Origin of the sequence: Flavimarina sp. Hel_I_48 (genome assembly GCF_000733945.1) — a bacterium.
GTDB lineage: Bacteria > Bacteroidota > Bacteroidia > Flavobacteriales > Flavobacteriaceae > Leeuwenhoekiella.
The window spans coordinates 3,338,051-3,351,800 of sequence record NZ_JPOL01000002.1 but is presented as its reverse complement, the minus strand read 5'-3'; the positions used below and the strand labels follow the sequence as shown (position 1 = coordinate 3,351,800).

The window sequence follows — 13,750 nt, the reverse complement described above, 5'->3', positions numbered from 1 at the left end:
TAAATTATACTCTAAAAATTAAAACCAAATCCAAGGGAAACGCGCAAGCCCTCATCAGCGTGAAAAAAGTTTACCGTTCCACTTAAGGCTTCCCTACTATTCACCCAAAAACCGAGCCCATACGAGTCATGCCATTTTTCTGAACTATCCCCGGGTACCCAAACCCGACCCAGGTCGTAGCCGCCAAATACCCCGATCTGTAATGGAAACAAACGGGTTCTGAAGGAATCAAAGGCATAACGAAGGTCTGCTGAACCTGCTAGGGCTTTCTTACCACTAAAACGGTCAAAACGGAATCCCCTTAGACCAGACTGCTGTCCCAGCTGTGCCGACTGATAAAACTCATACCCGTCACCAAAGCGAAATTGCGATCTAAAAACTGATTTTAGTACCAGTTTTCGATTTTCACTCAACGAGTTGTAAAAACCTATGCTGGGATCAAGAAACGCAAAGCGCTTACCTGTATCATCCAGACCATTTGTAACTCCTGTATTTATTTCAAAATCCATGCCCCTTGTGGGAACTAGTATGTTATCGGCGCTATGATATTCATATGTTGCTTCGGCACTCGCAAATGTCATTAACTTTCCCTGTTTTATAGTACCTATAGTTTCTATAAACCGCCCACTATTATTATCTACATCTATACCCTGAAACCGTAACGTACCTTTGAAAGTGCTACCATAGTCAGAATTTTTTACCAAACTTACAGAAGCTTCTATCCTGCTCATACGGGCGCGATTGTAATCCATTCCCAAAACGTCTTTATCATCAAGCGTCTCGTTGCCATAACCAAAGAAATTCTGCGTGTAATCTGCCGTGGTATAGCGTGCCGTAGCCAGCAGGTTCCATGTTTTATAAACGCTGGCAAATTCTCCTTTGTAATTAAAATCCAGGCCACCGGTGGCAAAAGAAAATTCTGCGCCAAAACGGTGTTGCTGACTAAAAGGGTTACGTTGAAAACCATTTACGGTATAAATGTCACTAGCACCTAAAGTTAGTCCCTCATCTGGATTATATCCCAGGGAAGGGGTCAAACTGTTTACACGTAAAATCTGCTTTCTATAATCATAGGTATTGTACTCATACAAATCCAGGAATCTAAAATTGGCCACACCCTTTTCGGCTACGGTATTGGGAAGACTTTTATGATCATATACCTTTATCTTATCCCCATTTCTAATATCGTAAGTGTCATTATCATGACCCCCGATAATCCGTGTAAAAATAGGATTTTTCCCATTCCCCGTAACCACAAACGTATCGGTATCATCAAGGCCGTAGATCCATAGTTCTCTGGTCTCATCAGATTTGAAGATCCTATCTATCATTAAATCTGCTTTTTTGCCTTTTTTAATTCTCCATACTTTTACCCGGGTGGCATTATCAGAACGGGTTATTTCAAAGAAATCGTCCTTATCGGTTCCCGTAATGGTTTGTTGATTTGAAAAATAGTCATAAAACTGATTTGCTATAGTTATCAGGTTCTCTTTTCTTCCCTTCAATTTCCTTTTGATTTCTTCTATTGAAGGCCCACTGCGCACCTCAATAGGCAAATCATTAAAAGCTTCATCAATAATAGCATCAGAAAGATTTTCTTTGATATACGCAGCCTGCTTGATCCATTCCTCCCGCGTAGCATTGCGCACAACAGCGCGATCCAGCTTTATCCCGGCGTTACTAAACCATTTGATGTCATCCAGGTTCTCGCCATACAGCTGAAAACGTTTAGCTGCGCCAAATAACGTACGAACGATCCCCAGAACGGTACCGTCAAAATTTGTAAATACCTGATCGCGGTCCCGGGGTATGGGAACAAATATGTCTTTACCTTCTTTATTTTTATATTCAGCCCATCGCCACTGGTCATTGTCCCTATCCCAATCGCCAATGAGCATATCAAACATGCGTGCACGTATATAGGATTCTTCATCAACTACATTTTCCTCATCATCCCTAAGTTTTTCAAGGAGATCATCTGTGCTTTCTATATCATCCGGATAATTAAAGAGTTCGCCATCAAACTCTTTTGCAGGTCGCTCTACAATCATATATAACTGATCGCCATACTTCTCACTATATTCCTTTAAAGCAGGTTGTTTTGGAACATAAAACAATTTTGGCAAAGTATGCAGAACGCCAATGGCCTCGCTCATTTTAGGTATTGCAAAGGCACCGTAAGGGTGAGATGAAGCATAAAAATCCTCCATAAGATCCTGGGGAAGCGATTCGGTCAATTCCTTACGTGCAGATTCATTTTCATTTAAGGCCACCGTCTGCAAAAATTCTACAGCATTCTTACGCAGGGCACGCATATTGTAATCCCTTCCTTCCTTATCCCTCAATCGTAAGGCAAAAGTCTGCCTTCCCCCTGCCGGGCGCACAACTTCCAGGCCTCCATAAAGGGTATCAAGCAGGGCAACCGGCGCACTGATTTCTTTACCATAAACTTCGCGATATTGCTTGCCCCAGACCGACTCAAACAATGGGGTGGACTTTTTATTACCAATATCGTAGACCGCTGCCTCAACGGTTTTAGGAAAGGACTTTGATATCGCCACAGAATCTGTGTTTAGCTTCGGTCCAAAGATCTCTTTTTCGTACAACAAATTAGGTTCGTCATTGCCCTGAGAACCATAATACCGCACATACGATGAGCCATCTTTAAAAACGTCTAGCACTGCAAAACCCTGACCACCATAACTAAAAAGACCATCATAACCCAATGAGGAATAACTTTCTTTAGAGCCCGCCCCAGAAACGATCTGGTGTACGTCGTCATGCTCTATGTATTGCAGGGTATGTTCATGACCAGAAGCAAAAATGATACGCTTGTCACCTGCAATTTCCTTGAGCCGACGCATAAGTTCATTATACTTTTCATTAAACCGGTCTTGTTTGGACACACCGCCCTGTGTACGAATTTCTGTCACTAAAGAAGCCAAACCAGGTAATGGAAAGCGGCTTTTTGAAGGATAAAGATGCTTTGAAAATGCAAATTTACCACCGTGCACACCATTTGTATACATAGGATGGTGCATTGCAAAAACGATCGTTTTTTGCTGATTATGCTTGATTTCATCAGCAATCTCCATAAAAAAGCGCTCGCGGTCCTTTATGCTACATTCCTGATTGATCGTGGGGTTCTGGTTCCAGTCTTCAAGATACCATTGGGTATCAATTATAATAAGATGCACATTATCATTAACATCATACGCAACCAGTGGACAACCATTGCGCGGCTGAAAAACCTCATCATCGTTAAATTTATTATTCAAATAATCCTGCTGACGTATCAATCCCAAAAGACCTTGATTATACCAATCGTGATTACCGGGTATTATAAACGTTTCGCCTTCAAAGCCTGCCGTAGATTCATATTGTACATCAAGCCGGTGCTCTGATATTTCACGGTACTCCTCCCCTTTTTTAGGCATTCCCTCAGGATAAATATTATCACCCAAAAAAATGGTATAATCACCTTTTGCCCCGTTTTTTTTAAGATAATTACTAAATGTACGTAACGCGATCGTGCTCTCCCCGGCATTGGACAGACCGGCGTCGCCAACTAAGTAAAATGTCTTGTCTATTTTTTTTTCGGAAGGGAAGTACTTTTGAATTTCACCAGCTTTGTATTGAGGTTCAAAGGTGGCACAGGAATTAAATAAAAGCGCAAGAAATACTGTTAGAAGTATATTATTTTTTAGCATCTAAAATCAATTGAGGATTTTTTTTGTACTTTTCGGTTGTAATAAAATGTAACATGGCTGAAGTTGTTGAAAAGAAACCCGATGAAAAAGAGGAAAATACACCCTTTTCTTCAGAATTAGAACAAGATACCCAGAAATTCGTTCTAAGGCTATTTAAAGAGAATTTACCGAACACGTATCTATACCATAACTTTAATCATACCGTAAGGGTGGTTAAAAGTACTAAAGAAATAGCTGACAATTCTCAATTAATTGTTAAACAGGAAGAAGCGCTCATACTCGCGGCATGGCTGCACGATACGGGTTATACGCAGCAGCGGGAAGGTCATGAAGATATCAGTAAAAAAATCGCCCGGGAATACCTTACCGAAAAAAATGTAGATGAGGAAACCATTGAACTCGTGGAAGAATTAATTCTCGCCACAAAAATGGATAGAACACCTAATAATGAATTGGAACAAATAATCAAAGACGCCGATTCTTCCCATTTTGCCAAAGACTATTTTAGTGAAACCAGCGAATTTCTCAGACAAGAATTGAAATTAACAGATGTTGCTAATTATACTCCATCAGAATGGAGGGACAAAAATGTAGAAATGTTTACCGAAAAACATCATTTCTATACGGATTACGCAGCCCAACACTGGAAATTACAAAAGGACAGCAACCTTATTGATATCCTCAAAAAGAAGAAAAAGAAGAAAAGAAAATACAAGAAAGAGGAAGTTAAGGCTAAACTTAAAACCAAGTATAAAGATCTTAGCCCAGACCGTGGTGTACAGACACTTTACAGGACTACCTTAAGGAACCACATCAAGTTGAGCGATATTGCAGATACCAAGGCAAACATTTTGCTTTCGGTCAATGCTATTATCATATCGCTCGCGCTTTCTAATGTAATCCCGAAACTTGACGCACCTACTAATCGACATTTAATGATCCCTACGTTGATATTGGTGCTTTTTAGTGTGGCATCTATTATTCTATCTATACTTTCAACGCGTCCCAATGTCACCAGTGGTGAATTTACCAGGGAACAAGTAAAGAAAAAACAGGTAAATATATTATTCTTCGGGAATTTTCATAAAATGCCCTACGATCAATATTTATGGGCGATGAACGAAATTATTTACGATAAGGATTATATTTATGAAGCCCTAACTAAAGATTTATGGCTACTCGGCGTAGTATTAAACAAAAAATACATGCTACTAAGAAAAACCTATACTGTCTTTATGACCGGTATTATCATCTCTGTAGTAGCATTTATTGTGGCGTTCTGGCTAATCTAAAACTTCCATTAAATCATCGTATGTGATAGAATTTGAAGTGTTTTTTTTATTCAAATTTTGCGAATAAAGTACGTTTACACGTATAGCTTTGAGGCCTATGACCCCCTGTACGTCTTCAAGTTCTAGATACTCAACGTCATTGCCCAAATAGTTTTTCTCTTGGAGGTACTTTATGTACCGTTTATATTCCTGGGCGTCTTTGTCTTGCGAATAAATGATCGCTATTTTCCCCTTTTGGGTGATACGCTCGTCACTTCCTTTTACAAGTGCTTTGTCAATGCGTTTCTTGACCACTTCGTAACGGGCATTGTAGGTCCCATCCACATCAAATTTTTTCTCATCCATTCTATATTTGATGGAAAGCGTATTACTGAACACCAAAATCATTGAAGCGGCATCCAGTTGTAAATTACTGTTGGACTGCTCGTGATAGAAGTGGTTTTCCATCTCACACATAGTCCTTAATTGCCACAACCTTAGATTGTAGAGATAGACCATATTAAAGCTTTGCTCATTAGCTATAGAAGCGCCTATGTAGATATTATGGTCAACACCATCTGTCTTATAGCGTTCAAAATAATGGGGATATATCTGCTGTGCTTCTTGCTGTTTTAAGTCTAAAAAAGCGGCTAATTTCTGATTTAACTGATGCACTGTATCATCATAGTTTTTACGATGGTCGTAAACAATGCCCGTCTCGCTATTAATTGCCGAATCATAGTTCGCAATTGCATTTTTTAGGGTAGGTAGCTTTGTGTCAATATGCGCAAGTAAAGGGTTGATCTCATTTTTAAGAAGATCAAATATTTCAGATTCACTACTGGCATTCAAACCATTTTCTATTTCTGAACTAAATTCCTCAATTCTGAATTTAATCTGTTCATAGATAAGCATAGGTTTATGCTCAAGCGCTTTTGCGAGTATACTATCTACCATCTTCAACTGTACGGTAATATCTTTTTGTATAGCATTATTACGCGCCTGAGAAGATCCTACAATGTCAATCTGCCCGTACAATGGATAAATATCCTTCAGGGCGATATCCCTAAAAGAATGAAATTTCCCTGCTTCCTGATTTGTAATATATTGAGTAGCTTCCTTTTCGAAGAGCCATAGAACACTAGGATGAATGCTGGTACATTCTGACTGTATTACTGCCTTGATACGATTCTCTTTCTCAAAGCGTTTGCGTTCTATCGTTGCCACTATATAAGGAACAATAGCATCTAGTTTCATAGCATTGATGCTATTGAGGTCATTGGCATGCGGTGAAACAACTTCAAGCACAGCTAGTAATTTATTTCCTTTTGAAAGTGGGACGAGAATACAACTGTTAACGCCTTGATTCAGCAAATTTTCAGCAAGCTTATTGTAATTTGAATCCTTTGCGTATTGTTCTATATCTGTTATTACAAAGTATTTGTTATCCTTTACTAAAGTCCCATAAGCCTCCTGACAAAGCGCAGCGACGCAATCTTTTGAATTTTTAGTATCAAGTATAAAACTATGTGCAAAATCATTGTCCATCTGGTACAGATCCTTATTCTGCGCGTCAAATTCTGCAAAACCAATTTTCAAATCTTTGTTATTAAAAAGGGACTTAAAGATTTCTTCAAATTTTAAATGTGATTCTCCTGTTTCAAGATCTTTATTAAAAAGCAATGTGGTCTTGAGATCAGATATCGCATCTTCAATGGTAACATCGGTAAGGTTAAGAATTACCATTCCACTTAAGGTCCAGCTATTCTTGGGGAAATAGGTTTTCCATAGGTCTATATCATCAACATTTTGCACAAGTTTTTCGGCAATGTCTGGCGTTATTTCAACAGCATTTTCCTTTGGTTCTATGGTAATAAAGTCTGCATTGATAGCCATACGGTAATGACGCATCATCCCATCACTGTCAGGTATATCTGCAAATAGGGGCTTTGAAGAATCATAGGTGTAGTTATAATATTCGTTGAGAATAATAATACATATGAATATATATTTGTTCTGATTATCCATTTCGCGTATCTGTAAAGAATAGTCAGGACCCGCATCATTCAATAATTTCTTAAAGCGCGCAGTGGGATTGAATATAGTGCTGCCAAAGGGTACCGAAACAGCTTTTATTTCATTTTTCGTGAGCACTTCCGGAAAAATGTTTTCCAGTATGGTATGTATTTCATTTTCATACTTTTCTAAATCCTCAAGTTTTGATAGGCCTTCAACCAATTTTGGGAAGCCATTGGCATAGTCTAAAATGCTTTTTAAATAGTTCTTGGATATATCACTGGTACTACCCTCCATTTTCTTGTTGAGTTTCTTGAGTACAGGGGCAATGCTAAAACGTATATCTACCGGGAGGTCTGTGCTTTTTACCATATAAAGAATTTTAGTACTATTAAAACTAATTAAAAATTACGCGAGTTCTCGCGAGGGCAGTTGCTTTAACATCTGTTTTAAGAGGAAATGGTCTTTCCTAAAGTTATAAAGATTTCGTAAAACCCGTATATTCGCGCAACTAAAACACTAGCAATGACGAATATTATTAAAGCAATTGCGGCCACACTGATTCTTACATCGTGCGCTCAAGAAACCAATTACAAGATTGACGGCTCTGCCGAAGGTATCAAAGATGGTACTAAAGTATTTTTACAAGAGATAAGTAACCAGAATCAGCTTGTAAATATAGATACTTCTATCGTAAAGAGTGGCAAATTCTCTTTTGACCCCGCAGAGGTTGAAAATCCCGACCTCAACTTAATCACCGTTGAGGGAATCAATGGCAACATTATTTTTGTTTCTGAAAATGAAACCCTTAAAATCAAAGCAGACAAGGACAGTATTGTTGCTTCTAACGTAAAAGGTGGCGAAGAGAACAATTTTTTCAAAACCTACTTTGATGAGGTAATGGGTTCTAATAAAGAGCGCCAGCGCATTCAGCAAGAAGGAATGGCTGCCATGCGCGAGGGCGATACCTCAAGGGTTGATGCCATTCGTTCTGAAATGCAGGACATCAATGAGAATTCGGTCACAAAACGTATGAAAATGATTGACAATCATACCGAATCCAACATTTCTGTACTTATTCTTTCTGATCTTCTGGGTTCGCGTTTAATTGACGCCACTAAAGCAGAAGAAAAATTCAACTCGCTTAGCGAAAAAGTAAGAAATTCAGAAAAAGGTAAAAAGCTAGGCGAAATGATCGCCAAGGCAAAAGCAAGCGAAATTGCCGCTACGTTGCCAGAAATTGGTAATATGGCTCCTAAATTCAGCGCTCCTACCCCAGATGGGGGGGAGCTTGCTCTTAGCGATGCCATGGGAAAATATACCATCGTAGATTTCTGGGCGAGCTGGTGCAAACCCTGCCGTTTAGAAAACCCAAATGTGGTCAACATCTACAATAAATACCATGATCTGGGACTTAATATCATCAGTGTCTCACTTGATAAACCTGATAACAAGCAAGCATGGACAAACGCTATTGCTAAAGACAAAATGGACTGGCACCACGTTTCCAATCTTATGTTCTGGAATGAACCGGTCGCAAAGAAATATGGAGTTTCTGCCATTCCCGCTACTTTTTTACTTGATGCAGAAGGTAAAATTATTGATAAAAACCTACGTGGAGAAGATCTGGAAGTTAAAATAGCAAGCCTTTTAGGTCAGAGTTAAAAAGTCTCAATCACATACCCTTCTAAGTTCTTAATGTTTTTAGGAACAATGCGTCTTCACCACCTTTACAGTGCTATTTCTTAAGGTCTTTACAACTTCTCTCCGCACAAAAAAATAGTATTGTTTTTTTTAAACCAATACACAGAAACATTTTAGTATTTTATTCCCGGTTTTCTGAACGATCAACAAACTTCAAAGAACTTCTCATTTCAAGGTTTCCAAAACCGATTTTCAACTGAAGCCTATTTCTTTTTCTCCAGGAAATTTACTGATTCTATAGCCAAAAGTTTATTTTTCAATCAATCCCAACTTCACTTTTCAATAAATTGCTTTGATAAATTTTGTCTTTATAATTGAAAAAAGAACAAAAGTAAAAGCGAGTTCTATTGCATTATCGGAAATTCAGTAATTTTAATTCATGCATTAATTATAGCCGTTCTTATCAATTGCTGAAAGAATAACTTTTTCCATAGTCAAACCCGAAGTTTATTTTCCATAATTACTAATTCATATTTTAAATGCTTCACTTTAAATCACTTAATCGCTTTGTTTTATCTTTTTCATCTTAAGGGTGAATTTCTTAATTCTAGAACTTTTTTTTAATTAAAGTAAAAACCTCCATATATTTTAAATATGGAGGTTAATTAATAATCTTGATTTTTTACTTGGGTCAAGAAATCACCTTATCATCTCAAAAATTATACTTCAGACTCGCGCCAGCATAATATTGAACTTCATAAGGAGCTGGCAGATAGGCATCTGGTAATTGGTTCAAAAACACCATATAATAATATTGTGTGCCCGTAAGGTTATCTGCTCCCGCAAAAATATCAAGGTCAAACTGGTTAAAACGTGTTCGGTAACCCAGCTTTGCATTAAGCAATTGATAAGTATCTGTACGGTTGACCCCGTCTGAAGTAAAGGGCATCGCATCCCTGAAGGAATAATTTACATTTCCGTAAAGACCGGGATTTGTGGTAAAATCAATACCCGCATTGACCACCCAGGGTGATACACCTGCAACTGCATTGCCGCTGTAATCTACGGTAACGGAATTCCCTTCACTATCCAGAGATTCATATTGATAATCTTCATATCTAAAATGAGAATAGGAAGCATTTGCAAATGGACTTACCGTACTAAAAAAACCTGCAGCCGACTCATACGCAGTGTATTTTGCAAGTAATTCAACTCCTCTATGATCCTGTTTTCCGCCGTTGGCGATATAGGTATAGGCAGTCGTATTTTGATCTAACGGAACTGCAACCGAGGTGAATTTATCCTTAAAAATGGCATTAAAAATGGCGAACTGATAGTTTAGCTTATTACCGAAAAAATTTCCTTTAGAGCCTATTTCAAATTGATTGCCCACTTCGGGTACCAGGCCGGTATTTAAATCCCCGGTAGTAGCTATAACAATATTACCGCTCACCGGTGCATTATAGGCTTTACTATACGAAGCATAGACCGAAATATTATCATTGAAAATCTTATTAATCGCGATGCGTGGAGAGTACAAATCTTTATAATCTGCTGAAACTTTACGCGTACGCTCGCTTTCGGGGTTATAAAGACGATCTTCCAGGTCTATGGTCATTGTACTCAAACCCAAACCAGCGGTGACCGTAAAATCTGCGGGCAGGTGCAGCTGCCATTCGGTAAAAAAGGTAGACGTAGCAGAGCGTGCAAACTGGTTGCTACGGGCATTGCCTATGATGTTGTAACCTTGAGGATCTACTGGATTTTCCACCATACCAAACCCCATTACCGCAGCACGTTGTTCTTGTAGTTCTGCACCGGCAAGACCTGTGAGCCGCAGGTTGCTACCCAGATTAAAGTTAAAGTCAAAGCTGGTACGAAGTCCGTAATTGAGTGGATCTTTATCCGTCCATCCCCCGGCAGAACTGGAATTAGTATTCGCCCCGGAACCGAAAATCGTACTCGTATTACTCAACCAGTTATTAAAAACATAGCTGTGGCTTAAACCAGCACGGAAGCTCACTACTTCTGAGTGTGCATTATTTTTAATATACCGGCCATTACCGGTATAATCTTTAGCTTCATACTGCTCTACACTCAGCTCACCACCACGCTCATCGTAGCTGTTACTGTAGCCAAAATAAGTGCTGATATACTGTCGCGCACTCGGTTTAAACTGAACCATGGCATTTACAAAATCCTTTTGGGAATCTGTATGTGACATATAACCATCGGAAACCTGATGCCCATAATTGAGCAATAGGGAAGCGCGCTCCCCTCCCACTTGCAATTGGGAAGTAAGGCGTAAGAGTCCGTAGCGACCAGCGATTACAGATTGCCCTAGGGATACTTTTCCAGGACTGGGCATTGTGGTCTGTAAATTGACAGCACCGGCAATGGCAAGTCCGTACGTACTCCCCGCCGGTCCCTTGACTACTTCTATTTCCCCGATGGAACTAAAATCAATATCATCAAGTTGGGTAATGCCTTCAGCATCTGTAATGGGAATATTGTTCAGGTAGACTTTATACCCCTGCCCATCAAAATTATTTGACGCTCCGCGGAAGCCAACACCGTTGCCATAGCCTCGTATGTTGAACTGCTGACCAGAAGATACTGCACGGCGTTGCATGGTCACCCCCGGGACATTGGCATTTATAGCGTCATCCAGATACAGACCGGTGCCTCGCTTCAGTTCTTTAGTGTCAAGCTCCACCACCGCTACAGGTTTGCGCAGTAATTCTCCCTCGTCATTGCCAAAAGCAGAAAGGCGTACCTCATCCAGATTGTCTGCCGTGGTATTGAGTGAAATATTGAGAAAAACGCTGCACGAGGTAACCGTGGTGGTATACGTACTATAACCTACATAACTAATGCTAAGGTCTGTTTCTCCTTCACACGGCAGGTAGAAAATCCCTCCATCGTCACTGGTTGTGGTAGTTGTATTGTTAACATAAATTTTTGCGCCGGCCAGAGGTGCATTGGTAAGGGCGTCTGTAATCCTGCCCTTGATTTGCTGATTTTGCGCAATAAGGGTGAAGGCCATTGTAAAAAATAGCCCAAACATATATAAATTTCTGTACATAATTAAAAGTTGTGATTTGATAAAATATAGGCATGGCTAACATTGATAATGTCGCCTATATGCCAGTGTTGATCGTCAATGCATCAAACAACTTTAGGTGGAGGTGCGGAAATTTTAAGCGTGGGGGAACTGTAATGAGAAGAATAGTTAAAAAAAGAGCGTATGTGGTCTATTGAAAATTCTTGGTCTTCAATTACCGTATACGTATTTTTTCTTGAAAGGTATTTAAAAGTGATTTTAGCAGTTAAACTTCTGTTTTTTTTATTTTTTTTGGCATCTTTCAAATGTTTGGAAAGGCGGGAATAAAGAAAACTTTCCTGGGAGCCAGCATAGCAGTAATAAATTATGTTCCCGTTATTCACTTGCTGCGCCCTTACGACATCATACATTTTTCCGCGGTAGCGAAATTCATCGTCCCCCAGCCACAACAGGTGTTTACTGTTTTCCCTTCCTACAGCTATCTGGGCAAGGTGTGCATCTGGCAAGCCCTTTTTTATGCGAAGAATTGACTGTTTACGTACTTCATATTGATGCACTTTAAAAAGCAGAATAGGGCCCAGGATATTAAAGGCAAATATTATAGTTAGAAAAAGTGAAATAATTTTATTCACAAAAATTGCCGTTTTTTGGCCTAAAAGGTCATTTTATGTTCAAAAATAGTAATAAAAGGGTAAAAGAACATTCTCCCTTCAATGCGTACCGTATTACTTTTATTCCTTCTTAGGCCGAATAATCAAGCGTAAATCCTGGTTTTGAGTAAGGTATTCTATAGACCAGTTGTAAAAGGTGCGCAGTTTGTTCCTATAATTTATAAGCGAGAATAAATGTATGAATATCCAAATAAACCATGCGATCAACCCATTGAAATGCAGGTGTGGCTTAGGTATATCTGCAACGGCCCTACTTTTCCCAATGATGGCCATTGAACCTTTATCATTGTAGTCAAAAGGTTCCGCTTTTTCACCTTTGCGGGTACGCTTTAGATTTATAGCCAAATTGACACCTTGTTGAATTGCTACCTGAGCAAGCTGGGGATGCCCATCAGGAAACTGCTCGTCATGATGTTGAATACAGGCATCGCCAATGGCATAAATATTCTCACTATTTACTAATTTGTTAAATCCATCAACCGTTAAACGGTTTCCGCGTTCATAGCTTTCCTCCGGCAGACCTTTGAATTTAAAACCGACTACTCCCGTGGCCCAAATTAAATTTTTGCTGTAAATATGGGAACCGTCCTTGAGCATCACACGTTCACCGTCAAAATCTACCACACGTGTATTGAGCATGACCTCAACGCCCATTTCCTGCAAATTTTTCAATGCATATTCCTGGCTTTTTTTACTCATAGGAGAAAGCAGTTCACCGCCCCCATTAATAAGGTAGATTCTTGCGCCAGAGTTTATAAGTTCTGGAAATTCCTTGCGAATGGTCTTATTGCGCAGCTCTGCAAAAATACCGCAAATCTCAACACCGGTGGGCCCACCACCGGCAACCACCATATTGAGCCAGGGCATACGCAGGGAAGTATCGTTTATTTGTGTGGCCTGTTCCAGGTGTTGCAGCAAACGGTTGCGCATTTGCAGTCCATCTTCTAAGGTCTTCATGGGTATGGCGTGCTTTTGCAGCTGATCAAGACCGAAGAAATTAGTATGCGTTCCTGTAGCCAGTATTAAGTGATCGTAGCTAAGTCTGCCATTGTCAAGTATGATCGTATTTTCTTCAGCAATGATTTCCTGTAGTTCCCCCATTCTAAACCGGAAGTTATCCTTATTGCGAAATAGGTTTCTAAAAGGGTACGATATTGATGAAGGATCCAGATATCCCGTAGATACCTGATAGATCAGCGGTGGAAAAAAATTATAATTGTTCTTATCTATTAAAGTGACCTGAAAACTGGAATCTTTTATCAGGGTTTTGGCGATGTGAACACCCGCAAAGCCGCCCCCAATAATTAAAATACGCTCTTGCATGATTTTCTGCTAATTTATTGAGAAAGTACGTGTTTCTGTTGACATAATGGT

7 protein-coding genes are annotated in these 13,750 nt (G+C 39.5%); 2 read left to right on the top strand and 5 right to left on the bottom strand.

The genetic code is table 11. The annotated features are described in order from the left end of the window. Positions 1 to 11: 11 nt before the first annotated feature. Positions 12 to 3,710 carry a metallophosphoesterase gene (locus tag P162_RS14485; RefSeq protein ID WP_031428381.1) on the bottom strand — a complete coding sequence of 1,233 codons (3,699 nt, stop codon included), beginning with the start codon at positions 3,708 to 3,710 and terminating at the stop codon, positions 12 to 14. A gap of 53 nt (positions 3,711 to 3,763) precedes the next feature. Here P162_RS14485 and P162_RS14480 point away from each other — a divergent pair, with 53 nt between their 5' ends. Next, complete coding sequence (locus P162_RS14480) at positions 3,764 to 5,002, top strand: Pycsar system effector family protein (RefSeq protein ID WP_035917089.1); 1,239 nt, start codon at positions 3,764 to 3,766, stop codon at positions 5,000 to 5,002. Here P162_RS14480 and P162_RS14475 read toward each other — a convergent pair. Beyond that, positions 4,994 to 7,369 (bottom strand): GAF domain-containing protein, encoded by a 2,376-nt coding sequence (locus tag P162_RS14475; protein ID WP_031428378.1) that lies wholly within the window; start codon positions 7,367 to 7,369, stop codon positions 4,994 to 4,996. The genes P162_RS14480 and P162_RS14475 overlap by 9 nt on opposite strands. A 153-nt stretch (positions 7,370 to 7,522) precedes the next feature. On the opposite strand from P162_RS14475, the gene P162_RS14470 reads away from it, so the two are divergent. After that, positions 7,523 to 8,662: a TlpA disulfide reductase family protein gene (locus P162_RS14470; RefSeq protein WP_031428376.1), complete on the top strand. Its 1,140-nt coding sequence runs from the start codon at positions 7,523 to 7,525 to the stop codon at positions 8,660 to 8,662. Positions 8,663 to 9,353: 691 nt separating this feature from the next. On the opposite strand, the gene P162_RS14465 is transcribed toward P162_RS14470, so the two are convergent. The 3 genes from P162_RS14465 to P162_RS14455 form a co-directional block, all read right to left on the bottom strand. Continuing rightward, on the bottom strand, positions 9,354 to 11,726 hold the full coding sequence (locus tag P162_RS14465; protein WP_031428375.1) for a TonB-dependent receptor: 2,373 nt from the start codon (positions 11,724 to 11,726) through the stop codon (positions 9,354 to 9,356). An 83-nt stretch (positions 11,727 to 11,809) separates the two neighbouring features. After that, positions 11,810 to 12,337, bottom strand: coding sequence for a hypothetical protein (locus P162_RS14460; RefSeq protein ID WP_031428373.1), 528 nt, complete (start codon positions 12,335 to 12,337; stop codon positions 11,810 to 11,812). Between the two features lie 99 nt (positions 12,338 to 12,436). Then, entirely contained in the window at positions 12,437 to 13,699 is a 1,263-nt protein-coding gene (locus tag P162_RS14455) for an NAD(P)/FAD-dependent oxidoreductase (protein ID WP_031428372.1), read from the bottom strand. Positions 13,700 to 13,750 lie beyond the last annotated feature (51 nt).

Excerpts from the sequence above, each read along its gene's own strand:
- P162_RS14485 (WP_031428381.1), bottom strand. The coding sequence starts at position 3,710 with ATGCTAAAAAATAATATACTTCTAACAGTATTTCTTGCGCTTTTATTT.
- P162_RS14465 (WP_031428375.1), bottom strand. The coding sequence starts at position 11,726 with ATGTACAGAAATTTATATATGTTTGGGCTATTTTTTACAATGGCCTTC.
- P162_RS14455 (WP_031428372.1), bottom strand. The coding sequence starts at position 13,699 with ATGCAAGAGCGTATTTTAATTATTGGGGGCGGCTTTGCGGGTGTTCAC.
- P162_RS14470 (WP_031428376.1), top strand. The coding sequence starts at position 7,523 with ATGACGAATATTATTAAAGCAATTGCGGCCACACTGATTCTTACATCG.
- P162_RS14475 (WP_031428378.1), bottom strand. The coding sequence starts at position 7,369 with ATGGTAAAAAGCACAGACCTCCCGGTAGATATACGTTTTAGCATTGCC.
- P162_RS14480 (WP_035917089.1), top strand. The coding sequence starts at position 3,764 with ATGGCTGAAGTTGTTGAAAAGAAACCCGATGAAAAAGAGGAAAATACA.